The sequence below is a fragment of the Pseudorhodobacter sp. E13 genome (genome assembly GCF_003991405.1).
In the GTDB taxonomy this organism is placed as follows: Bacteria; Pseudomonadota; Alphaproteobacteria; order Rhodobacterales; family Rhodobacteraceae; genus Pseudorhodobacter.
Genome location: NZ_RPEN01000159.1, coordinates 228,078 through 249,571, shown reverse-complemented (window position 1 = coordinate 249,571; position 21,494 = coordinate 228,078). Strand labels below are relative to the sequence as shown.

Sequence of the window (21,494 nt, the reverse complement as noted above, 5' to 3'; positions counted from 1 at the left end):
ATCCGCGCAGCGCCTGTGCGTCAGGGCAGAGACAGGGCTTAGCCCTGTGCAAGGCCAAGCGTTTGCAATGCCGTCTTTATTTCGTTCAGAACGGTGGGGTCTTCGATCGTCGCGGGGGCTTTGAACGGCTCGCTATCCGCGATCTTGACCATGGTCGAGCGCAAGATCTTGCCGGATCGGGTTTTGGGCAGGCGATCCACCACGCAGGCGCGTTTGAAATCAGCCACGGGGCCGATCTTGTCACGCACGAGGGCCACACATTCCTTGATCACGTCAGCCTCGGCCCGGTCAGAGCCGGAGTTGAGGCACAAAAACCCCAGCGGTGACTGGCCTTTCAACGCATCGGCCACGCCGATCACCGCACATTCGGCGACATCGGGATGCCCTGCCAGCACTTCTTCCATCGCGCCGGTGGACAGGCGGTGGCCGGCGACGTTGATCACGTCATCGGTGCGGGCCATGATGTAAAGATAGCCGTCCTCGTCAATATAGCCCGCATCGCCGGTTTCATAATAGCCGGGGAAAGTGGTGAGATAGGATTTCTTGAACCGTTCCTCGGCGTTCCACAGCGTTGGCAATGTGCCGGGGGGCAGCGGCAGTTTTACCGCAATCGCACCCAGCGTTCCGGCGGGGACCGGGTGGCCGCCTTCGTCCAGCACCTGCACGTCATAGCCGGGCATCGGCACCGAGGGGGAGCCGATCTTGATCGGCAATTCTTCAATCCCCAAGGGGTTGGCGGCAATCGCCCAGCCGGTTTCGGTTTGCCACCAATGGTCGATGACCGGGATTTTCAACGCGTCTTTGGCCCAGTTGATGGTGTCGGGGTCGGCGCGTTCGCCCGCCAGATACAGCGCTTGCAGGTGGCGCAGGTCGTAATCGGCCATCAGCTTGGCCTGCGGGTCCACGCGTTTGATCGCGCGCAGGGCGGTGGGGGCGGTGAAGAAGCTTTTGACCTTATGTTCGGCAATCACCCGCCAGAAGGTGCCTGCATCGGGCGTGCCAACGGGTTTGCCTTCGAAGACAACGGTGGTGCAGCCCGCAATCAAGGGGCCATAGCAGATATAGCTGTGGCCCACGACCCAGCCCACATCGGACGCGGCCCAAAACACATCGCCCGCCTCGACATTATAGACGTTTTTCATCGTCCAGTTCAGCGCGACCAGATGGCCGCCGGTTGGGCGCACAACGCCTTTGGGGGCACCCGTGGTGCCAGAGGTATAAAGGATATAGGCTGGGTGATCGCCGCTGACGGGCACGCAATCGGCGGGTTCGACGCCATATTGAAAGCCGTGCCAGCTGACATCGCGGCCTTCGATCAGCTTGGCAACCTCTTGTTCACGCTGAAAGATCACGCAGAAATCGGGCTTATGGGCGGCCATTTCGATGGCACCATCCAGCAGCGGTTTGTAATGAATCACGCGGGACGGTTCGATCCCGCAGGAGGCGGCGATGATGGCCTTGGGTTTGCAATCGTCGATGCGCACAGCAAGTTCATTGGCGGCAAAACCACCGAAAACAACGGAATGGATGGCCCCCAACCGGGCGCAGGCCAGCATCGCCTCCAGCGCCTCGGGGACCATGGGCATATAGATCAACACGCGGTCGCCTTTTTCCACGCCTTTGGCGCGCAGGGCCCCGGCGAGAGAGGCGACGCGGTTGCGCAACTCTTCATAAGTGATGGAATGTTTGGTGCGGGTGACCGGGCTGTCGTGGATAATGGCCAGTTGGCTGCCGCGCCCGGCCTCGACATGGCGGTCCACGGCGTTCCAGCAGGTGTTGACCATGCCATCGGTGAACCATTCATAAAACGGTGCGCGAGAGGCGTTGAGCGCGGTGGAGGGGGTTTTATCCCAGTCGATGTCTTGCGCGGCTTGCATCCAGAACCCTTCGGGATCGGCTTTCCACCCCGCGTAGACTTCTGCGTATGAACCCGCTGCCGTTCCAGTGTATGCCATCGTATACCCTCCTCTGATCGTGCCTTTGTTACGCTGCGGCAGCTTGTCTGACAAGAATGTTGCGGCACTGTTGCAAGGCCCAGACTGCGCCTATTGGTCACATTTAGCGCAAACGGTTGGCCGCGTGTTGTGAATTTTCGTCAAAAAAGCAGGGGGCGCTCGCGCCCCCTCGGGGCGATGCCCCTTCACCCCCTGAGGATATTTGGACCGAAAAGAAAGCGGGTCAGAGTTCCAGGTGGATATGGTCGTCATGCCGTGCGGCGCGGCAGCCCTGAAAGCGGATTTTGGGATGGCTGAGGCCGAGGCTTTGCAGGATATGCGGTTCGATCAGGATTTTGCCTGTGCGCGGATCATTGGCGAGCCATTGCAGCGCGAATGCAAGGCGCGGCGGGTCGAGATGCCAATCGGGCAGGGCAGCGTTGAGCCCGTTCATATCCCAGCGCAGATCGGTCCAGCGGCGGGGGCATTGGGTTGGGCCTGCGGCGTAGCCCCAATAGCCCAAGGCGGATTTGCTGCGGCCCGGCAGGTAGCTGCCATCCTTGGCCCAGTAAAGCGCGAGGTCCAGCTTTTCCCCGTCATCATGGCTGAGATGGGGCAGCAAGGGCAGCGGGCCGAAGGGAAAGCCTGCATCCAGCGTTATGGTGAGCGTGCCGGGATAGGCCTGGGCCGTGGCGCGGGCGAGGTCTGTCGCAAGATCGCGCAAGGCGGGGGTGACGTAATGGCGATTGAGCGCGCAGTAGAGCAGGCTTTGACTGCGCAGATCTGCCCCCGTGCAGGGCAGCGCCACGCGACCAAAGAGCGGCGCGGTGACAAGGGCGGCGGCCCATAGTGCGGCATAGGCGGCCAGAAACGCCAGCCCCCGGAGCCTTATCGCGCGCCGGAGCAGCAGGGCGGCCAGCCATGCCAGACCGCCCAGTTGGGTGAGCAAGGTCAGGGCCAGCACGGCAAATGCGTGGCCCAAGCCTTTAGCCATAGGTTGCCACAGGCGTGCCTGCCAGCGCCGACATGTTCAGCAGGCCGCGCGCCGTGATCGAAGGCGTCACGATATGCGCCTTGTTGCCCATGCCCATCAGAATCGGACCCACTTCCAGCCCGCCGCCGCGCATTTTCAAGATGTTGCGCACGCCCGAGGCGGCATCGGAATTGGCAAAGATCAGCACATTGGCCGGGCCTTCGAAGCGGCCACCGGGGAAGATGCGGTCACGGGTGGCTTGATCCAGCGCCGCGTCGATATGCATCTCGCCCTCATAGCAGAAATCGCGAGGGGCGGCGTCCAGCACGTCAATCGCGGCCCGCATCCGCCGCCCGGTTTCGCAATTCAGGTTGCCGAATTGCGATGACGACAGCAGCGCCACTTTTGGCACAAGGCCAAAACGGCGGACATGGCGCGCGGCCCCGATCACCGTTTCGGTTATCTGTTCCGGGGTCGGGTCGGGGTGGACATGGGTATCGGCGATAAACAGCGGCCCGTCTTCGAGGATCATCAGCGACAGCGCGCCGACCGGGTGCCGCCCTTCGGTGGCCAGAACCTGCGTGACATAGTTCAGGTGCCACAGATATTGCCCGAAGGTGCCGCAGATCATGCTGTCGGCTTCATCCCGGTGCACCATGACGGCGGCGATGGCGGTGGTGTTGGTGCGCATCACGGCGCGGGCGATATCAGGGGTGACGCCTTTGCGGGCCATCAACTGGTGATAAGTTTCCCAGTAATCGCGATAGCGCGGGTCGTTTTCCGGGTTCACCAGATCAAAATCGCGACCGGGACGGATGGGCAGGCCCGCGCGTTCGCAGCGGCTCTCTACCACCTCGGGGCGGCCAATCAGAATCGGCTTGTCGGTGGTTTCCTCGATCATCGCATTGGCGGCGCGCAGCACACGCTCATCCTCGCCTTCGGCAAAGACGATGCGGCGGGTGGCCGTGGCTGCTGCCTGAAACACCGGCCGCATGATCAGCGCCGAGCGGAACACCGAACTGTCAAGCTTGCGCTTATAGGCGTCGAAATCCTCGATCTGTTTGGTGGCGACACCGGTTTCAATCGCGGCCTTGGCCACGGCAGAGGCGACAACCCCGATCAGGCGCGGATCGAAGGGTTTGGGGATCAGGTAATCGGGGCCAAAGGTCAGTTGCTCACCCTTATAGGCGGCGGCAGCCTCGGCGCTGGTGGTGGCACGGGCCAGTGCTGCGATGCCTTCGATACAGGCGATCTTCATCTCATCGTTGATGGTCGTCGCGCCCACATCCAGCGCGCCCCGGAAGATGAAGGGAAAGCACAGCACGTTATTGACCTGATTGGGAAAATCGGACCGCCCTGTCGCCATGATCACATCCGGCACCACGGCTCGGGCCTCATCCGGGGTGATTTCGGGCGTGGGGTTGGCAAGAGCGAAAACAATCGGGCGCTTTGCCATGCGCGCCACCATATCGGGCTTCAATACGCCGGGGCCGGAAAGGCCAAGGAACAGATCGGCGCCTTCGATCACATCGGCCAGCGTGCGCTTGTCGGATTTCTGCGCATATTCGGCCTTTTGCGGCGTCATATCCTCGGTCCGGCCCTCATAGACCAAGCCCTTGATATCGCAGAGCCAGACATTCTCGCGCTTCACCCCCAGCTTCAGCAGCATGTTCAGACAGGCAATCCCTGCCGCGCCGCCACCGGTGGATACGATCTTGATATCTTCAAATTTCTTGCCCGCCACATGCAGCGCATTGGTGGCTGCGGCCCCGACCACAATCGCGGTGCCGTGCTGATCATCATGGAACACCGGAATGCCCATCCGCTCGCGGCAGATGGATTCGACGATAAAGCAATCGGGGGCTTTGATATCCTCAAGGTTGATGGCGCCAAAGGTCGGCTCCAACGCGCAGACGATATCGGCCAGCTTGTAGGGGTCCGGCTCATTCAACTCGATATCAAAGCAATCTATATTGGCGAATTTCTTGAACAGAACCGCCTTGCCCTCCATCACCGGCTTGGAGGCCAGCGCGCCGATATTGCCCAGCCCCAGCACCGCCGTGCCGTTTGACACCACCGCCACCAGATTGCCCTTGGACGTATAGCGCGTGGCTGTGGACGGGTCGGCCTTGATTTCCAGACAGGCCTCGGCCACGCCGGGGGAATAGGCAAGCGCCAGATCGCGACCATTGGCCAGCGGCTTGGTGGCACGGATTTCCAGCTTTCCGGGTTTGGGAAATTCGTGATAATTCAGCGCAGCCTGGCGCTGGGTGTCTTGCCGTGTCTCGTCCATGATGCCCCTCCCGATCGGTGGTTTAGTGGTAAACTATTCTGCGCTTGCCGCAAGTCTTTGGCATCGCGGGGCTGTTACAGGATAAAGTTGAAAATCCTGTCTGCTTGCGCGCCCGGTGTTTTGATCTTGCCTTTTGGCCCGCCCTTCGCATGCTGTGACCTGTTCGGCAAGATGCGCCGATTGCCACCGCAAAGCCCGAGGACCCGATGCCCGAAATCCGTGCCGAAATCCGCCTGCCAACGCAGGAATTGCGCGATGACCTGCCGTTTTACACCAAGGTTCTGGGCCTGCGGCTGGATATGATCTATCCTGCCGATAACCCTGAGGTGGCGGTTCTGTCCGGCCACGGGTTGCGCATCCGCATCGAAAAAGGCGCGGCAGAGGCACCGGGAACGATCCGCATCCTGACCGATGATCCCGGCGCCTTCCCGGCCCGCAACCTGACGGCCCCCAATGGCACCAAGGTCGAAATTGAGGATCTCAATCCCCCGCTGGTGCTGCCCGCGACCGAACACGCCTTTGTCGTGCGTCGTTTGGCCGATCAGGCCCCTTGGGTGATTGGCCGCGCAGGCATGCATTACCGCGATCTGGTGCCCTCGCGCCTTGGGGGGGCCATCATCGCCAGCCATATCCGCATCCCCGATGGCGGCCCGGTGCCCGATATGGTGCATTTCCACAGGGTCGGTTTTCAACTGATCTTTTGCGTCAAGGGCTGGGTCGATGTCGTCTATGAAGATCAAGGCCCGAAAATCCGCCTCACCGCCGGGGATTGCTTTATCCAGCCGCCCGAAATCCGCCACCGCGTGCTGGAGGCATCAGACGGGATAGAGGTGATCGAAATCGGCGTGCCAGCCGAACATGTCACCGAGATTGACCATGACATGACGCTGCCAACCCCGCATCACCGCCCCGACCGCGAATGGCAAGGCCAACGCTTCGTGCATAATGTCGGCGCGCAATCGCCCTTCAAACCTTTCCGCATCCCGGGGTTTGAGGCGCGCGATACCACCATCAACGCAAATACCAAAGGTGTGGCATCGGTGATGGTCGCACGGCCCTCCGGGGCCGCTGCCCCTGCCACCCGGCATGATACCGATATCCTGTTCACCTATGTCATGTCGGGTGAAATGACACTGAAGGGCGAAGGCAAAGCCCCCTACCGCCTAACCATGGGCGACGCCTTCGTCATTCCACCGGGCATGACCACGCAATATAGTGACGCCACCTCTGATCTGCAACTGCTCGAAGTCACACTGCCGGGAGTATTCCGCACCACACTGCTCTGACTGCTTTCTTTTCGGCCCAAATATCCCGGGGGGTCCGGGGGGCTGGCCCCCCGGCTTTTGCTTCGGTCCGGGGGGCTGGCCCCCCGGCTTTTGCTTCGGTCCGGGGGGCTGGCCCCCCGGCTTTTGCTTCGGTCCGGGGGGCTGGCCCCCCGGCCTGTGGTCCGACCCGGCCGCTGGCGCAAAGTTACAGGCCTTGGCAGGTTCCCGCCACGCAAGGCTTGCAAGTTTCCCTGCCCGGTTCCACACTTGTCCAAACGACCACCCTCAAACGACAACGCCGGAGCCGCGCCCATGTCCCTTCTCGATGCCGCCACCAAAGCCCGTGAAAACGCCTATGCGCCTTATTCCCGCTTCAAGGTCGGGGCGGCGCTGCGCACGCCATCGGGCAATGTCTATGTGGGCGTGAATGCCGAGAATGTGGCCTATCCCGAAGGCACCTGCGCCGAAGCAGGGGCAATTGCCGCCATGTGCGCGGGCGGAGACTACAAGATCGCGGAATTGCTGGTGATTTCCGACAGCCCCACCCCGGTCACCCCGTGCGGCGGTTGCCGCCAGAAGATCGCGGAATTTGCCGGGCCGGACGTGGCCGTGACCATGGTCAACCTGCAAGGCGTGACATCGGTTGTCACCGTCGCCGATCTGTTGCCCGGCTCGTTCAACGCGGGCCATATGGCCAATGTCGATGCCAACGGCGTTTGATGCCCGCGAGATCATCGCCGGGCTACGCGCAGGCCGCCCCCCCAAATCCGGCGCGCTGGATTGGTTTGCCCAAGGGCTTGCCTCGGGTGAGGTGTCGGACGCGCAAGCCGGGGCCTTTGCCATGGCGATCTGCCTGCAAGGCTTGGGCGAGGCGGGGCGCGTTGCGCTGACCCGCGCCATGCAGGCCAGCGGCGAGCAGTTGGACTGGGATATGCCCGGCCCGGTGCTGGACAAACATTCAACAGGGGGCATCGGTGATTGCACCTCGCTGCTGCTGGCCCCGGCGCTTGCGGCTTGCGGGGCCTATGTGCCGATGATTTCCGGGCGCGGCCTTGGCCATACCGGCGGCACGCTGGACAAACTGGAATCCATCCCCGGCCTGCGCACCGATATGACAGCGGCGCAATTGCGCGACCAGATCGGGCAAACCCGCTGTGCCATCATCGCGGCCTCGCCGCAGATCGCGCCGGCGGATCGCAGACTTTATGCCATCCGCGATGTTACCGCCACGGTGGACAGCATCGACCTGATCACCGCCTCTATCCTGTCCAAAAAACTGGCGGCAGGGCTGGAAGGGCTGGTGCTGGATGTCAAATGCGGCTCTGGCGCTTTCATGAAAACCGAAGCTGAGGCCCGGGTGCTGGCGCAGGCGCTGGTGTCTACCGCGCAAGGTGCGGGTTGCATGACGACCGCCCTGATCACCGATATGAACCAACCGCTGGCCGCCGCCGCAGGCAACGCGCTGGAGGTGATCGCCGTGATGGAAACCTTGACCGGCAGCGCCATCAACCCCGCGCTGTGGGATCTGACCGCCGCTTTGGGCGGAGAGGCGTTGGCGCTGGGCGGTTTGGCCGCCGATGCCGAAGACGGGGCCTTGAAAATCGAAGCCGCGCTGGAAACTGGCGTCGCCGCCGAGTTCTTTGGCCGGATGATCGCGGCGCAGGGGGGACCTGCCGATTTCGTCGACCGATGGCCGGATCGTCTGCCTGCGGCCCCGGTGGTGATTGATCTGTGCTGCGGCAATCGCGGCTATGTCGCGGCGATTGATACCGAGATGCTGGGGCAGGTCGTGGTTCAGCTTGGCGGCGGGCGCTTGCATCAATCAGACCGCATCAACCCCTCTGTTGGCCTGTCGCAGATCATGGGTGTGGGCGAGGAGGTGGAGCCGGGTGCCGCCCTGCTGCAAATCCACGCTGCCAGCACCGCGGATGCCGAAGCGGCCATTGAACGGCTGGCCCAAGCCTATACCATCCGCGAAGAGGCCCCCGAAGACTTGCCCCTGATCTATGGACGCATCACATGACCCAAAACCGCGCCTTCCTGATCGTGATGGACAGTGTCGGCATCGGCGGCGCGCCGGATGCCGCCGATTTCGGCGATGAAGGGGCCAATACCATCGGCCATATCGCCGCCGCTTGCGCTGCTGGCCGCGCGGATCAGGGGCGGGCAGGGCCATTGCTTTTGCCGCATCTGCTGCGCCTTGGGCTGGCCCAAGCGATGGAGGTGGCTGAACCGGGGGCCTCGCTATCGCTCGGTGGCCTGCCGCCGGCGGCGCAGCTCCCTGCCGGTCGCTGGGGCGCTGCGACCGAGGTCTCGCGCGGGAAGGATACCCCGTCGGGGCATTGGGAACTGGCGGGTGTGCCGGTGCCGTGGGACTGGTCTTATTTCCCCGATACCACGCCAGCCTTTCCGCCGGATGTGGTGGCAAAGGTTTGCGAACTGGCAGGCACCGAAGGCATTTTGGGCAATTGCCATGCCTCCGGCGTGCCCATCATAAACGCGCATTGCGAGGCGCATCTGCGCACGGGGTGGCCGATTTGCTATACCTCTGCCGATAGCGTTTTCCAGATCGCCGCGCATGAAGAGGCGTTCGGCCTTGATCGCTTGCTGAAACTCTGTGCCGACCTTGCGCCGTTTCTGCATGCCCGAAAGGTGGGCCGGGTGATCGCGCGGCCCTTCACCGGAACCTGCGACAATTTCAAACGCAGCCCCAACCGCCGCGATTTCGCGATTGACCCACCCAGCCCGACCCTGCTCGATTGGGTGCAAGGCGCTGGGCGCGTGACCCATGCGGTGGGCAAGATCGGGGATATCTTTTCGCATCGCGGCATCAGCGCCTTGCACAAGGGCAAATCAGACGCTGACCTTTTCGAACAGCTTTTGGCCCTGCAAACCAGCGCGGAACCCGGTTCCTTGACCTTTGCGAACTTCGTGGAATTCGACAGCCTTTACGGCCACCCCCGCGACGTGGCCGGATATGCCCGCGCACTGGAATGGTTTGACGCACAGATGGGCCGGTTTCTGGCCGCCATGCGCCCCGGCGATCTGGCGATTTTCACCGCCGATCACGGCAATGACCCCACTTGGCGCGGCACCGAACACACCCGCGAACGCGTGCCGGTGCTGTGCGCGGGCATTGCCCCCGGCGAGATCGGCCTCTGCGCCTTTACCGATGTCGCGGCCTCGGTCGCGCATCACCTCGGGGTGGAAAACCAAGGCCCCGGACGGAGTTTTCTATGACCTATCTTTCCGCCACCAACTCGGCGAAAATCGAACTTCACCTGCATCTGGAAGGCGGCGCGCCGCCTGCCTTCATTCGTGGATTGGCGCAGGAAAAACAGGTTGATATCGGCGGTATCTTTGATACGCACGGCAACTACAAATATACCGATTTCTGGGATTTCCTGCGCGTCTATGAGGCCGCGACCCAAGTGCTGCAAACGCCGCAGGATTTTCATCGCCTGACGCTGGCGGTGCTGGAAGAAAGCGCCAAATCCGGGGTGATCTATACCGAGGCTTTCTTGTCGCCCGATTTTTGCGGTGGGCGCGATGTGGGGGCTTGGCGTGAATATCTTCATGCCATCCGCGAGGCCGCCGATATTGCCGAAAAAATCATGGGCATCACCCTGCGCGGCATCGTCACCCCCATCCGCCATTTCGGCCCCGACAAGGCGCGCGAAACCGCGATTTGCGCGGCAGAAACGGCGGGCGACTGGATCGTGGGTCTTGGCATCGGCGGGGATGAGAAATCCGGCCATCTGTCAGATTTCGCGTGGTCCTTTGATTGCGCGCGCGAAGCGGGCCTGCGGCTGACGGCCCATGCGGGCGAATGGGGCGGGCCGGATAGCGTGCGCTCGGCCATCCAAGACCTGAAGGTGGAACGCATCGGCCATGGTGTGCGGGCCATCGAAGATCTGGCACTGGTCGATGAGATCGCCGAAAAAGGCGTGGTGCTGGAGGTCTGCCCCGGCTCCAACGTGGCGCTGGGGCTTTACCCCAGCATCCGCAAGCACCCGATCAATGAGCTTTACAAGCGCGGCGTGCGGATCACCGTTTCCACCGATGACCCGCCGTTCTTTCACACCACGATGCAAAAGGAATACGCCGCCCTGCATGACGCGTTTGACTGGGACGAAGCGTTTTTTGACCAATTGGCAAAGGCATCGCTTGACGCGGCCTTTTGTGACGCCGATACAAAAGCCCGTCTGCACAAAACATTGGAGCAAGCCCATGCGTGACCACCTGACAATCGTCTCTCACCCATTGGTGCAGCACAAATTGTCGCTGATGCGCGACAAGGATACCTCGACCGCCAGTTTCCGCCGCTTGCTGCGGGAAATCAGCCTGCTGCTGGCCTATGAGATCACCCGCAATCTGGACATGACCACCAAGCGCATCGAAACCCCGTTGGAGCCGATGGACGCGCCGATCCTTGAAGGCAAGAAGCTGGCGCTGATTTCCATTCTGCGGGCAGGCAATGGCTTGCTGGATGGAATACTGGAGCTGGTTCCGGCGGCGCGGGTGGGTTTTGTGGGCCTGTATCGCGACCCTGAAACGCTGAAACCGGTGCAATATTATTGCAAAGTGCCGGATGCGCTGGAAAGCCGGATGACGATTGTGGTCGATCCGATGTTGGCGACTGGGAACTCCTCGGTCGCGGCGATTGACCTGCTGAAGGCGCAAGGTGCGACGAATATTCGGTTTTTGTGTCTGCTGGCTGCCCCCGAAGGTGTTGCCCGGATGAAAGAAGCGCATCCCGATGTGCCAGTGGTAACAGCCGCCCTCGACAGCCATCTGAACGACCATGGCTATATCGTTCCGGGGCTAGGTGATGCGGGTGATCGCATGTTTGGTACAAAATAACGGGCTTTTGGCCTTTACTCGGAAACAATCCTGACTCATTATCGCCCTACGCTACATGGGGGTAGTAATGTTGTTCAAAGTGCTCGCGGTCGCCGGATGGGCGGCTGTCTCTGTCACATCTATGGCACAGGCGCAATCTTTGGCTGGTCCGGCGGAAAATCCGCCGTCTGGCTTCAAAGGCTCACAATATGTCGATAGTCGCGGTTGCGTGTTCTTGCGCGCCGGGATCGGGGGGCGCACCAATTGGGTGCCGCGCATCTCGGCCAATCGCAAGGCGCTATGCGGCTTTCCGCCCACCTTTGGCGGAACGCAGATCACAGCGGCAGAGCCTGCTCCGGCCCCGGCCCCGGTTGTGCGCCGCGCTGCCCCAACACCGGCCCCTGCGCCCAGCGTGATGCCACGCCCCAGCGCCGATGTGGGTAAACCGATGGAAACCATCGCCAGCTTGCCCCGCACAGCGCCGCGCCGTGTCGCGCCTTCGCCCGCACCCAAAGCTGTGGCCGCCCCGGTGGTTCAGGCCCCGCAGCGTGATGCCAATGCGGTTGCGCGCAACAGCGCATGTCCGTCCAATGCCCCGTATGGCGCGCGGGTCACCATGAATGATGGCCGCCGCAGCCTGCTCTGCTCGGCCAGCGCGAATTTTGATCCGCAGCGCGCGGCACAACGGATCCAGATGGCGCGTCAGGCGCCTGCCGAAAGTGCCAAGGTTGCATCGCGGCTGGCCCCGGCCCCCGCTTATGTGCCAGCGCCGAAATACCGGACCGAAGGCGTTGCGGCAGGTGGCGGGTATCAATGCCCGGCCTCAGCCCCGGTCGCCCGGCGGTTTGAGTTGCGCAGTGGTGGCAGCACGGTGATGTGCACGACCGCAGGCGGAGGTATTGAAAGCGCGACCCCGCCGCTTGCGCTGGGCAACAAGAACGCCGTAGCGCGGGATGAGGTTGTGGTGCCCAAAGGCTATAAGAAAGCCTGGAAGGATGACCGCCTGAACCCGAACCGTGGCAAAGGCACCGCGCGCGGCCAAGCGCAGCAAGATCAGGTCTGGACCCGTGATATTCCTGCAGAGTTGGTCGCTGACCAGCCGGTGACCCGCAAGTCTGGCAAGAAAAAGGTCTATGTCACCTCGACCAGCAATGCGCCGCGCGCGCCGCAGCCTTCGGCATCCGGTCGCTATTATGTGCAGGTCGGGACATTTGGTGAGCCGGCGAATGCCGCACGGTCCGCTGCCCGTTTGCAAGGCATGGGCCTGCCGGTTGCCAAATCGCGTATCACCAGCAAAGGCCGCGCGATGCAAATCGTCATGGCTGGGCCGTTTGGTGACCGGGGCGCTGCCAATGCTGCCTTGGCAGCGGCGCGGCGTTCTGGCTTTGGTGACGCCTTTATCCGTTAAGAACAGGGACCCAAGCCCCTACCGGGGTGCGGCAAGAAGTCGGGCAGAATAAACCTCACACCCTTTGGCCCCGTGCCAGAGGGTGTTTTTCTGTCAGGCAAGCGCCCTATACATTGCGGGGAATTCTGCCTAACCTCTGGCCTTCCGCGATTGCATCGCATCCCTATACAGGAGCCATATCATGGCCAAGAAAACCGACGTCAAAGCCCTGAAAAAAGAAATCAAGAAGCGCAAAGCCAAAGTGGCCAAGCAATTAGGCAAGCTGAAGAAAGCTGTGAAGTCGCTGCGCAAAGCCTAAAGGCGACACAAATGCGCGACAAAGGGCTGGCCGAAATGTTGGCCCTTTCTCGTTTGGATTACAAAATGCCAAACACCTTCAGCCCTAACTGGACTAACCATCCTAAGAAGCCCCCAAGATCATACATAGCCTTCCCAATTTTTATTGTCTTGATTGCAGCATGGCCGTCCATCTTATGAACAACGCCACCTGTGCGCTCAAGGACTGACATTTTTGTCGCGCGGCTGAACACCCGCGCCGATGCATCCATCCCCGGAAGCCGCGGCGCTCCTGTGGGCAGCGGCAACAGCGCGTCATTGATAAGCGCCGGAATATCGGCAGCAAAATCCTCGGCCATAACGCCTTCGCTGATCGCCTGCAAAACGGGCAGCGCCTCGGCCAGCTCGGCCTTTTGGTCGGGCGAAAGCTCTCGCAGCGCTTGCGCCGCAAGGCTGGTGCGGTTCGCCGCTACCTCTGGGTGCGCCGCCCGCAACCCTCGCGCGCCTTCTTCCACCGCCTCTAGCAGCGCAAGGTTATCCTCGGAATCGGGCAGCTCTCGCGTCTTATGCACCTGCCGCCGCAGCCCTACGGCCACTGATGTAAAATCCATCTCCAACCGCTGCGGATCATTGCCATAGCGCTGCGCCGCACGGGTTAACACGCGCACCTCGCGGCTATCTACGCGCAGGCCATTGTTGCCCTGCACCGCATCGTCCACCGCATCCAAAACCCGCGAGAGCAGCGCCCCCACCAGCGGCGCGTTTTGCACAGGGATCGGCACAACATGGAACAGGTTTGTTGCGGGGTTAAGCGCCACCGTCTCCGCCAGCGGCACCTTCTCTGCCAGAAAAGCAGCCTTGATCTCCTCAATTTTGGCGGCGATATGGGCCGGCCCTTGGTCCCAATCCGCATCGGGGATCAGGGCCACCCGGCGTTGGAGTTCCCAATCGAGGGGTTTGCCGTCGAGGAACCCTTGATACCAGTCGGCCCAGAAGGACCAAGGGTTGTCGAGGGAAACGTCGTAGAGTTTTTTTGCCTTTAAGTGTGCTAATGAGAACATTGCCCATCTATTGCCTTCATCATGGGTTGAGAGTGCGCTACTCAGAACCTCGCGAAAAGCCGATCTTGGGAGTTCGTTGCGGTCAGCTTGCGCCAGCGCAGTCAACTCATCCAATATCTCGGTGATTGTATTGTGAATTGGCTGTGCGCGCAGACGGTCGCCATGGCTGTGGACCTGCATGGCAAGCGCGATGGCTGATAGGGTAAATGCTTTCCACGCAATTTCAACCGGATGCCCATTTATGGCAGCGCTCGCATAGAGTGCAGCCCATTCCGCTGCTATGGCAGACACCTCAAGTGTCGCTGCCTGATCTACAAAGCCGTCAATGTCTGCCTCTTCAATATCCTCAAGCGGGTATGTCAAGGGTAAACCGAGCGGCTTCAGGGTAGCATAAAGCATATCACGCAGCGCAGCCACTGTTTGCTGCCATGTGTGCAGTTGGATCTTGCCCCAAGGTGCCACAGACAGAAAGCAATGTGCTGAACGTAAGGCTGTGATAGTCGCAAGTTCAGCGGCAATGTGACTTGGCAAGGCGCGGAACCAGTCTGGAGGACTATTCATTTCAAATACCGCTTCAACCCTATCTGTCACGCCACTATCACCCATTGACCAGCCCACAAATCCACATCATATCCCTCTACCATGACCGATCTTGATCTCATCCGCAATTTCTCCATCGTGGCGCATATCGACCACGGTAAATCCACCCTTGCCGACCGGCTGATCCAGCTCACCGGGACGGTGGCCGAACGCGATATGAAGGCGCAGATGCTCGACTCGATGGATATCGAGCGCGAGCGTGGCATCACGATCAAGGCCAACTCGGTCCGCATCGAATATCCGGCCAAGGATGGCAAGCGCTACATCCTGAACCTGATCGACACCCCCGGCCACGTCGATTTCGCCTATGAGGTGTCGCGGTCGATGCGCGCGGTCGAAGGCTCGCTGCTGGTGGTGGATGCCTCCCAAGGGGTTGAGGCGCAGACGCTGGCCAACGTTTATCACGCGCTGGACGCGGGGCACGAAATTGTGCCCGTGCTGAACAAGATTGACCTGCCCGCCGCCGAACCCGAACGCGTGAAGGCGCAGATCGAAGATGTGATCGGGCTGGATGCCTCGGACGCGGTGGAGATTTCTGCCAAGTCCGGGCTTGGTATCCCGGATGTGCTGGAGGCCATCGTCACCCGCTTGCCGCCCCCGAAAGGCGACCGTAACGCCCCGTTGAAGGCCATGCTGGTCGATAGCTGGTATGACAGCTATCTCGGCGTTGTCGTCATGATCCGCGTGATTGACGGCGTGATCCGCAAGGGCGACCGTATCAAGATGATGCAAACCGGCGCGGTTTACGGCGTCGATAAACTGGCGGTGCTGAAACCCCAGATGGTCGATATCGCGGAGCTTGGCCCGGGTGAAATTGGGATCTGGACCGGCTCTATCAAGCAGGTGCGCGATACCCGCGTGGGCGATACGATCACATCGGAAAAGAAGGGCTGCGAAAAGCCGCTGCCGGGTTTCAAACCCGCGCAGCCCGTGGTGTTCTGCGGCCTGTTCCCGGTCGATGCCAATGATTTCGACGATTTGCGCGATGCCATCGAGAAGCTGCAACTGAACGACGCGTCCTTCAGTTCGGAGATGGAAACCTCGGCGGCGCTTGGCTTTGGTTTCCGCTGCGGCTTCCTTGGGCTTTTGCATCTGGAGGTGGTCCGCGACCGTCTGGAACGCGAATATGACCTTGACCTGATCACCACGGCGCCTTCGGTGGTCTTTCACCTGCACATGCGCGATGGCGAGGTGCGTGACCTGCACAATCCCGCCGACATGCCTGACCTGACGCTGGTGGATCATATCGACGAGCCGCGCATCAAGGCCACCATCCTCGTGCCCGATGAATACCTTGGCGATGTGCTGAAGCTGTGCCAAGACCGTCGCGGCATCCAGCTTGACCTGTCCTACGCCGGCCCCCGCGCCATGGTCGTCTATGACCTGCCGCTGGCAGAGGTGGTGTTTGATTTCTATGACCGCTTGAAATCGGTCTCCAAGGGCTATGCCAGCTTTGACTATGTGATCTCTGAGTATCGTGAGGATCACTTGGTCAAGATGTCGATCCTTGTGAATGACGAACCCGTGGACGCGCTGTCGATGATGGTCCACCGTGACCGCGCCGAAACCCGCGGCCGCGCGATGGTGGAAAAGCTGAAAGACCTGATCCCCCGCCATATGTTCAAAATCCCGATCCAAGCCGCCATCGGCGGCCGCGTCATCGCGCGTGAAACCCTGTCGGCCATGCGCAAGGACGTAACCGCGAAATGCTACGGCGGCGACGCCAGCCGGAAGAAGAAGCTGCTGGAAAAGCAGAAAGCCGGTAAAAAGCGGATGCGCCAGTTCGGGAAGGTAGAAATCCCGCAAGAGGCGTTTATCAGCGCCCTGAAGATGGACAGTTAACAGCTGCATTCGTCAGGCGGGCTGAAAACCCGCCTCTGGCATGTCTCGGCCTTCTGACCCCGCGCGGGGCATTCCTGTCACTTAGGCTCATCAAACAAAAAAGCCCCGGCCCTTTTGCAAGGACCGGGGCTGCGTTTTGACCGGCTTCCCGCCTTCTCAGGCGGCTTTCTTTTGTGGCGCGAAGCGGGTGTAGAAGGTTTCGCCTTTCTCGGCCATATCCCGCAGCAGGGCAGGGGTGGTGAAGCGCGGGCCGTATTGGGCGGTCAGCGCGTCGCAGATTTCCACCGCGCGGGCCGCACCGATCATATCCAGCCATGACAGCGGGCCACCAGACCAAGGCGCAAAGCCCCAGCCCAGAATCGCGCCGACATCGCCTTCGCGGATATCCATCAGCACGCCATCCTCCAGCGCGCGCACCGCCTCCAGCACCTGCGCCATCAGCAGGCGTTGCTGCACATGGCCGACATCGGGTTGCGCCTCTGCCAGCGGATAGGCGGCTTCCAGCCCGTCCCACAGGCCAAGGCGCTTGCCCTTGTCATCATAGCTGTAGAACCCCGCATTGGATTTCTTGCCCAAGCGCCCTTGATCGGCCATCGCGAACAGAACCGCATCCACCGCGCTGTCGGGATAGGCATCACCCATCGCCAGCTTGGTCGCCTTGGCGATCTTGACCCCCAGATCAATCGAAGTTTCATCGACCAGTTGCAGCGGCCCCAAGGGCATGCCGACCAACTTGGCCGCGTTCTCGATCAGCACCGGTTCCACCCCTTCGGCGACCATGCGGATGCCTTCGTTGATATAGGGAATGATGCAGCGGTTGGCATAGAAGAAGCGGGCGTCATTGACCACGATCGGGGTCTTGCGGATTTGCCGGATGAAATCCAGCGCCTTGGCCACCGCGCGGTCGCCGGTTTCCTTGCCGCGGATGGTTTCGACCAGCAGCATCTTGTCGACGGGGCTAAAGAAATGGATGCCGATGAACTGCGCGGGCCGTGCGCTGGCCTTGGCCAGATCGGTGATCGGCAGGGTAGAGGTGTTGGTGGCAAAGATGCAATCGGGGCCAACCACCGCCTCGACCTTCTTGGTTACTTCGGCCTTCACGCCCATATCCTCAAACACCGCCTCGACGATCAGATCGCAGCCTGCAAGGGCGGCGTAATCGGTGGTGGCGGTGATGCGGCCCAAGATTTCGGCTTTCTTCTCCTCGGTCACTTTCTTGCGGGCGATGCCTTTGTCCAGAATACCTGCGGAATAGGATTTGCCGCGATCCGCTGCCTCTTGCGCGGCGTCGATCAGCACCACCTCAATCCCGGCATTGGCCGAGACATAGGCAATGCCCGCCCCCATCATGCCGGCGCCAATGACGCCAACTTTCTTGACGCTTTGATCCGGCACGCCTGCGGGGCGCACGGCACCCTTTTCCAGCGCTTCCTTGTTGATGAACAAGCTGCGGATCATGGCGCTGGACGAAGGATTCATCAGCACGGATGTGAACCAGCGCGCCTCGATCTTCAGCGCGGTGTCAAAGGGCACCATCGCACCTTCGTAAACGGCAGACAGCAGCGCCTTGGCGGCAGGATAGACACCCATGGTCTTGCTGTGAACCATGGCCGAGGCCCCCACGAAGGTCATGAATCCCGCCGGGTGATAGGGGGCACCGCCGGGCATCTTGTAGCCCTTGGCATCCCAAGGCTTGACCAGATCGGCATCCTTCGCGCCCAGCACCCATTCCTTGGCGCGGGTCAGCAGATCTTCGGGGGCGACAACCTCATCAATGATCCCGGCGGCCTTGGCGGCTTTGGGGTCGGAAAGCTTGCCTTCCAGCAGGAAGGGGGCGGCCATCATCGCGCCCATTTTGCGCACAAGCCGGGTGGTGCCGCCCGCGCCGGGGAAAATGCCGACCATGATTTCCGGCAGGCCGATCTTGGCGCGCGGATTGTCGGCGGCAATGATGCGGTGGCAGGACAGCGGAATTTCCAAGCCGATGCCAAGGGCAGTGCCGGGCAGGGCGGCCACAATCGGCTTGCCGCCTTTCAGGGTTTTCGGGTCCATGCCCGCGCGTTCGATCTTGCGCAGAATGGCATGCATGCCCATCACACCTTCAAACACCGACTTGGCCGGGTCGTCGCCACCGTCTTCTTTCATCTTGGCGATGACGTTCAAATCCATCCCGCCCGCGAAATCCTTTTTCGCCGAGGTGATGATGATGCCTTTGACAGCCGCATCGGCAAGCGCTTTGTCAACCATGCCATCCATGGTCAGAAACGCCTCTTGCGACATCACATTCATGGATTTGCCAACGGTATCCCAAGCTATGGTTGCGACACCATCTGCATCGACGGAATAGGTGAAATCAGTCATGTTTTCGGTCCTTCTTCAGGGGAACTAAGGGGCTGGCTGTGCAGCAACAGCGGCCAGCGCGAATTTGCCAAAGCGTTGGTGATAGAGGCCGCGCGCCAGATACCGTCTTGGCGGCGCAGCGTGATCTGTGAGGTATAGGGATCAAGCAGGCGATGCCCACCCGACAAAAGATGCGTGGTATAGCTGCCGCTGATCAGGTCCTTGTCGACCTGCTTGGCACTTTCCACCAGACGGATGAAATCGGTGACGCGCTGCACCACCAAGGTTTGCCGGAAGCTGTCAAACCCGGCGCGCAGGTCGGCCTCGGTCGATACGGTGATATTCGCGCTATGCGTGACCAGATGGAACGGCATCACTACACCGGCACGATAGGTGTCCCAGTCATTCACCATCACCGCCTGTGCGATGTGGTCCAGATAGGTTTGCAGAACGGTGCTGGCGTCATCCGTCATTCTGGCCCCCCGTGCGGCGCGGACGGCCATCCAGATGGGTATAGTGCCGTGCCGCGCCATCCTTTACGGCGATCAGATCATGGTCGGGGTAGTGGATTTCATCCAGTTGCCCGCGCGTGCCGATGACCAGATAGCGCGCCTCTGCCTCGCTGCGGTTTTCAAGGCAATGGGCGGGGCCCGCCCCTTTGGCCCAACACGCCACATCCCCCGCGACCAGCGCGGTTTCCGTGTCCTCGATCAGCATGACCTGACCGGACAGGATCATCACGAACTCATCCTCATCCCGGTGCCAATGCCGGAAAGAGGAGCGTGAGCCGGGCGGCAGCACCTCAAGATGCGCGCCGAACTGCGTCAGCCCGCCCAATTCGCCCAGAACCGCATAGGAATAGGGGCCAAGCCCGCCGCCCAGAACCGGGTGGCGATAGGCGGCCTCCTCCGTCAGTGCAGGGATCGCCAGCTTGGTCATGCGCCTTCACCTTGATCAAGGGGGGAGCCATCGCGGCGGGTGAAGTTGGCGGTTTTCCCTGTGATTTCCACCCGCAGGTCCACATCGGAATAGGTCGCTACCTCATGCGCGGCCTTGGTGCCGATCACCAGAAATTCGGCCACCGCGCCGGACTGGTTGATGAAATGATGCCCATCGGCCACCCCCGCCGGAAAGGCCGCGCAATCCCCCGCGCGCATCAGGGTGGGGCCGGCATCCTGCACGAGTGTGCATTCGCCTTTCGTGATCATCACAAACTCATCTTCATGCTGGTGCCAATGCCGCAGGCTGGATTTCGCCCCCGGCTGCAAGGTCACAAGGTTGGCCCCGAACTGGGTCAGCCCCCCCGCATCGCCCAAGCGCAGGCTGGAGCGGCCAGCCATCTGGCTGGCATAGGGTTCGGGGTAAATCGACCCGGTTCTGACGGGCAGTTTTGACAGGTCCAGCTTTGGCATCGGGTTTCCTCCTCCTCCCGCGTTCCGTTACACCCGCTCGATGATCGTTGCGGCCCCCATGCCCGAGGCGATGCACAGCGTGGCCAGCCCGACCTCTTTGTCGGCGCGCTCCAACTCATCCAGCAAGGTGCCGATGATGATCGCCCCTGTCGCGCCCAAGGGGTGCCCCATCGCGATGGAGCCGCCATTGACGTTGACCAAGGCCGGATCGACATCAAACGCCTGCTGAAAGCGCAGCACGACGCTGGCAAAAGCCTCGTTCACCTCAAACAGATCAATGTCGGAAATTGCCATGCCATGATCGGCCAGAATTTTCTGCGTCACGGGCACTGGCCCTGTCAGCATGATCGTGGGATCGGTGCCGATTTTCGCGGTGGCGCGAATGCGGGCGCGGGGTTTCAGGCCGTATTTCTCGCCAAACTCCTTGTTGCCGATCAGCACAGCGGCGGCCCCATCCACGATACCACTGGAGTTGCCCGCGTGGTGGATGTGGTTGATCTGGGCCAGATGCGGGTATTTCATCATCGCGATCTTGTCGAAACCGGGCATCACCTCGCCCATATCCTTGAAGGCCGGTTTCAGCCCGCCAAGGCTTTGCATATCGGTGCCGGGGCGCATGTATTCGTCGCGGTCCAGAATGGTCAGCCCGTTCTGATCCTTGATCTCGATCACCGATTTGGCAAAACGATTCTCAGCCCAGGCCTGCGCCGCGCGCTTCTGGCTTTCTACGGCCAAAGCATCGGCCATATCGCGGGTAAAGCCGTATTCGGTGGCGATGATATCGGCAGAAATGCCCTGCGGCACGAAATAGGTTTTCATGGCAAGGCTTGGGTCGACCGCAATCGCCGCCCCGTCCGAGCCCATGGCCACGCGGCCCATCATTTCCACGCCACCCGCGATATAGGCCATGCCCGCCCCGCCACGCACCTGATTGGCGGCAATGTTCACCGCCTCCATCCCCGACGCGCAAAAACGGTTGATGGCAAGGCCAGGGATGGATTCGTCAAGATCCGAGGCCAGAACCGCCGACCGCGCAAGGCAGCCGCCCTGTTCACCCACTTGGGTCACATTGCCCCAGATCACATCCTCGACCGCATGGCCTTCCAGCCCGTTGCGGGATTTCACAGCATTCAGCACCTTGGCCGAAAGCGCCACCGAGGTGAGTTCATGCAGGCTGCCATCCGGGCGGCCTTTGCCGCGGGGGGAGCGGAGGGCGTCGTAGATATAAGCGTCGGTCATCTGGGTGTC

At 61.4% G+C, this 21,494-nt stretch carries 17 protein-coding genes; 8 read left to right on the top strand and 9 right to left on the bottom strand.

Translation table 11 applies throughout. The features are described from left to right. Nucleotides 1-38: 38 nt before the first annotated feature. The 3 genes from prpE to EGN72_RS17300 all read right to left on the bottom strand — a co-directional run bounded on the left by prpE (nt 39) and on the right by EGN72_RS17300 (nt 5,200). Nucleotides 39-1,955, bottom strand: a complete 1,917-nt coding sequence (prpE, locus tag EGN72_RS17310; protein WP_127049886.1) for a propionate-CoA ligase PrpE — start codon at nt 1,953-1,955, stop codon at nt 39-41. A gap of 223 nt (nt 1,956-2,178) precedes the next feature. Then, on the bottom strand, nt 2,179-2,928 hold the full coding sequence (locus EGN72_RS17305) for a hypothetical protein (protein ID WP_127049883.1): 750 nt from the start codon (nt 2,926-2,928) through the stop codon (nt 2,179-2,181). Then, a complete protein-coding gene (locus EGN72_RS17300; RefSeq protein ID WP_127049881.1) occupies nt 2,921-5,200 on the bottom strand; it encodes an NADP-dependent malic enzyme in 2,280 nt (759 codons plus the stop codon). The genes EGN72_RS17305 and EGN72_RS17300 overlap by 8 nt, the downstream gene beginning before the upstream one ends. A 206-nt stretch (nt 5,201-5,406) precedes the next feature. Here EGN72_RS17300 and EGN72_RS17295 point away from each other — a divergent pair, with 206 nt between their 5' ends. The 7 genes from EGN72_RS17295 (at nt 5,407) to EGN72_RS17260 (ending at nt 12,715) form a co-directional block, all read left to right on the top strand. Then, nucleotides 5,407-6,486: a cupin domain-containing protein gene (locus tag EGN72_RS17295; protein WP_127049879.1), complete on the top strand. Its 1,080-nt coding sequence runs from the start codon at nt 5,407-5,409 to the stop codon at nt 6,484-6,486. Nucleotides 6,487-6,777: 291 nt separating this feature from the next. Continuing rightward, nucleotides 6,778-7,185 (top strand): cytidine deaminase, encoded by a 408-nt coding sequence (gene cdd, locus EGN72_RS17285; RefSeq protein WP_127049875.1) that lies wholly within the window; start codon nt 6,778-6,780, stop codon nt 7,183-7,185. Further along, nucleotides 7,163-8,488, top strand: coding sequence for a thymidine phosphorylase (locus tag EGN72_RS17280; RefSeq protein WP_233587175.1), 1,326 nt, complete (start codon nt 7,163-7,165; stop codon nt 8,486-8,488). The genes cdd and EGN72_RS17280 overlap by 23 nt, the downstream gene beginning before the upstream one ends. Continuing rightward, nucleotides 8,485-9,705: a phosphopentomutase gene (locus EGN72_RS17275; RefSeq protein WP_127049871.1), complete on the top strand. Its 1,221-nt coding sequence runs from the start codon at nt 8,485-8,487 to the stop codon at nt 9,703-9,705. The genes EGN72_RS17280 and EGN72_RS17275 overlap by 4 nt, the downstream gene beginning before the upstream one ends. Further along, nucleotides 9,702-10,703, top strand: a complete 1,002-nt coding sequence (locus EGN72_RS17270; protein WP_127049869.1) for an adenosine deaminase — start codon at nt 9,702-9,704, stop codon at nt 10,701-10,703. The genes EGN72_RS17275 and EGN72_RS17270 overlap by 4 nt, the downstream gene beginning before the upstream one ends. After that, on the top strand, nt 10,696-11,328 hold the full coding sequence (gene upp / locus EGN72_RS17265) for a uracil phosphoribosyltransferase (protein ID WP_127049867.1): 633 nt from the start codon (nt 10,696-10,698) through the stop codon (nt 11,326-11,328). Before EGN72_RS17270 ends, upp begins: the two co-directional genes overlap by 8 nt. Nucleotides 11,329-11,395: 67 nt before the next feature. After that, nucleotides 11,396-12,715, top strand: coding sequence for an SPOR domain-containing protein (locus EGN72_RS17260; RefSeq protein ID WP_233587174.1), 1,320 nt, complete (start codon nt 11,396-11,398; stop codon nt 12,713-12,715). Between the two features lie 356 nt (nt 12,716-13,071). On the opposite strand, the gene EGN72_RS19530 is transcribed toward EGN72_RS17260, so the two are convergent. Further along, on the bottom strand, nt 13,072-14,658 hold the full coding sequence (locus EGN72_RS19530; protein ID WP_233587173.1) for a hypothetical protein: 1,587 nt from the start codon (nt 14,656-14,658) through the stop codon (nt 13,072-13,074). Nucleotides 14,659-14,694: 36 nt separating this feature from the next. Between EGN72_RS19530 and lepA the strand changes: the two genes are divergently transcribed. Beyond that, nucleotides 14,695-16,494 (top strand): translation elongation factor 4, encoded by a 1,800-nt coding sequence (gene lepA / locus EGN72_RS17250; RefSeq protein ID WP_127049863.1) that lies wholly within the window; start codon nt 14,695-14,697, stop codon nt 16,492-16,494. A gap of 156 nt (nt 16,495-16,650) precedes the next feature. Here the strand turns inward: lepA and EGN72_RS17245 are convergent, their stop codons facing one another. Genes EGN72_RS17245 through EGN72_RS17225 form a run of 5 tightly spaced genes read right to left on the bottom strand, consistent with a single transcriptional unit; the run spans nt 16,651 to nt 21,485 of the window. Then, nucleotides 16,651-18,855, bottom strand: a complete 2,205-nt coding sequence (locus tag EGN72_RS17245; protein WP_127049861.1) for an FAD-dependent oxidoreductase — start codon at nt 18,853-18,855, stop codon at nt 16,651-16,653. After that, the gene (locus EGN72_RS17240; RefSeq protein WP_127049859.1) at nt 18,852-19,307 is read right to left on the bottom strand and encodes a hypothetical protein; all 456 of its coding nucleotides are present in this window, start codon (nt 19,305-19,307) and stop codon (nt 18,852-18,854) included. The genes EGN72_RS17245 and EGN72_RS17240 overlap by 4 nt, the downstream gene beginning before the upstream one ends. Further along, on the bottom strand, nt 19,297-19,773 hold the full coding sequence (locus EGN72_RS17235) for a cupin domain-containing protein (RefSeq protein WP_127049857.1): 477 nt from the start codon (nt 19,771-19,773) through the stop codon (nt 19,297-19,299). The genes EGN72_RS17240 and EGN72_RS17235 overlap by 11 nt, the downstream gene beginning before the upstream one ends. Next, a complete protein-coding gene (locus EGN72_RS17230) occupies nt 19,770-20,246 on the bottom strand; it encodes a cupin domain-containing protein (RefSeq protein ID WP_127049855.1) in 477 nt (158 codons plus the stop codon). Before EGN72_RS17230 ends, EGN72_RS17235 begins: the two co-directional genes overlap by 4 nt. Before the next feature lie 27 nt (nt 20,247-20,273). Next, nucleotides 20,274-21,485: an acetyl-CoA C-acetyltransferase gene (locus EGN72_RS17225; protein ID WP_127049853.1), complete on the bottom strand. Its 1,212-nt coding sequence runs from the start codon at nt 21,483-21,485 to the stop codon at nt 20,274-20,276. Between the last annotated feature and the right edge of the window lie 9 nt (nt 21,486-21,494).

Excerpts from the sequence above, each read along its gene's own strand:
- EGN72_RS17270 (WP_127049869.1), top strand. The coding sequence starts at position 9,702 with ATGACCTATCTTTCCGCCACCAACTCGGCGAAAATCGAACTTCACCTG.
- EGN72_RS17260 (WP_233587174.1), top strand. The coding sequence starts at position 11,396 with ATGTTGTTCAAAGTGCTCGCGGTCGCCGGATGGGCGGCTGTCTCTGTC.
- EGN72_RS17275 (WP_127049871.1), top strand. The coding sequence starts at position 8,485 with ATGACCCAAAACCGCGCCTTCCTGATCGTGATGGACAGTGTCGGCATC.
- EGN72_RS17240 (WP_127049859.1), bottom strand. The coding sequence starts at position 19,307 with ATGACGGATGACGCCAGCACCGTTCTGCAAACCTATCTGGACCACATC.
- EGN72_RS17235 (WP_127049857.1), bottom strand. The coding sequence starts at position 19,773 with ATGACCAAGCTGGCGATCCCTGCACTGACGGAGGAGGCCGCCTATCGC.
- EGN72_RS17225 (WP_127049853.1), bottom strand. The coding sequence starts at position 21,485 with ATGACCGACGCTTATATCTACGACGCCCTCCGCTCCCCCCGCGGCAAA.
- EGN72_RS17280 (WP_233587175.1), top strand. The coding sequence starts at position 7,163 with ATGTCGATGCCAACGGCGTTTGATGCCCGCGAGATCATCGCCGGGCTA.
- EGN72_RS17300 (WP_127049881.1), bottom strand. The coding sequence starts at position 5,200 with ATGGACGAGACACGGCAAGACACCCAGCGCCAGGCTGCGCTGAATTAT.
- EGN72_RS19530 (WP_233587173.1), bottom strand. The coding sequence starts at position 14,658 with ATGGGTGATAGTGGCGTGACAGATAGGGTTGAAGCGGTATTTGAAATG.
- lepA (WP_127049863.1), top strand. The coding sequence starts at position 14,695 with ATGACCGATCTTGATCTCATCCGCAATTTCTCCATCGTGGCGCATATC.
- EGN72_RS17245 (WP_127049861.1), bottom strand. The coding sequence starts at position 18,855 with ATGACTGATTTCACCTATTCCGTCGATGCAGATGGTGTCGCAACCATA.
- prpE (WP_127049886.1), bottom strand. The coding sequence starts at position 1,955 with ATGGCATACACTGGAACGGCAGCGGGTTCATACGCAGAAGTCTACGCG.
- EGN72_RS17305 (WP_127049883.1), bottom strand. The coding sequence starts at position 2,928 with ATGGCTAAAGGCTTGGGCCACGCATTTGCCGTGCTGGCCCTGACCTTG.
- upp (WP_127049867.1), top strand. The coding sequence starts at position 10,696 with ATGCGTGACCACCTGACAATCGTCTCTCACCCATTGGTGCAGCACAAA.
- EGN72_RS17295 (WP_127049879.1), top strand. The coding sequence starts at position 5,407 with ATGCCCGAAATCCGTGCCGAAATCCGCCTGCCAACGCAGGAATTGCGC.
- EGN72_RS17230 (WP_127049855.1), bottom strand. The coding sequence starts at position 20,246 with ATGCCAAAGCTGGACCTGTCAAAACTGCCCGTCAGAACCGGGTCGATT.
- cdd (WP_127049875.1), top strand. The coding sequence starts at position 6,778 with ATGTCCCTTCTCGATGCCGCCACCAAAGCCCGTGAAAACGCCTATGCG.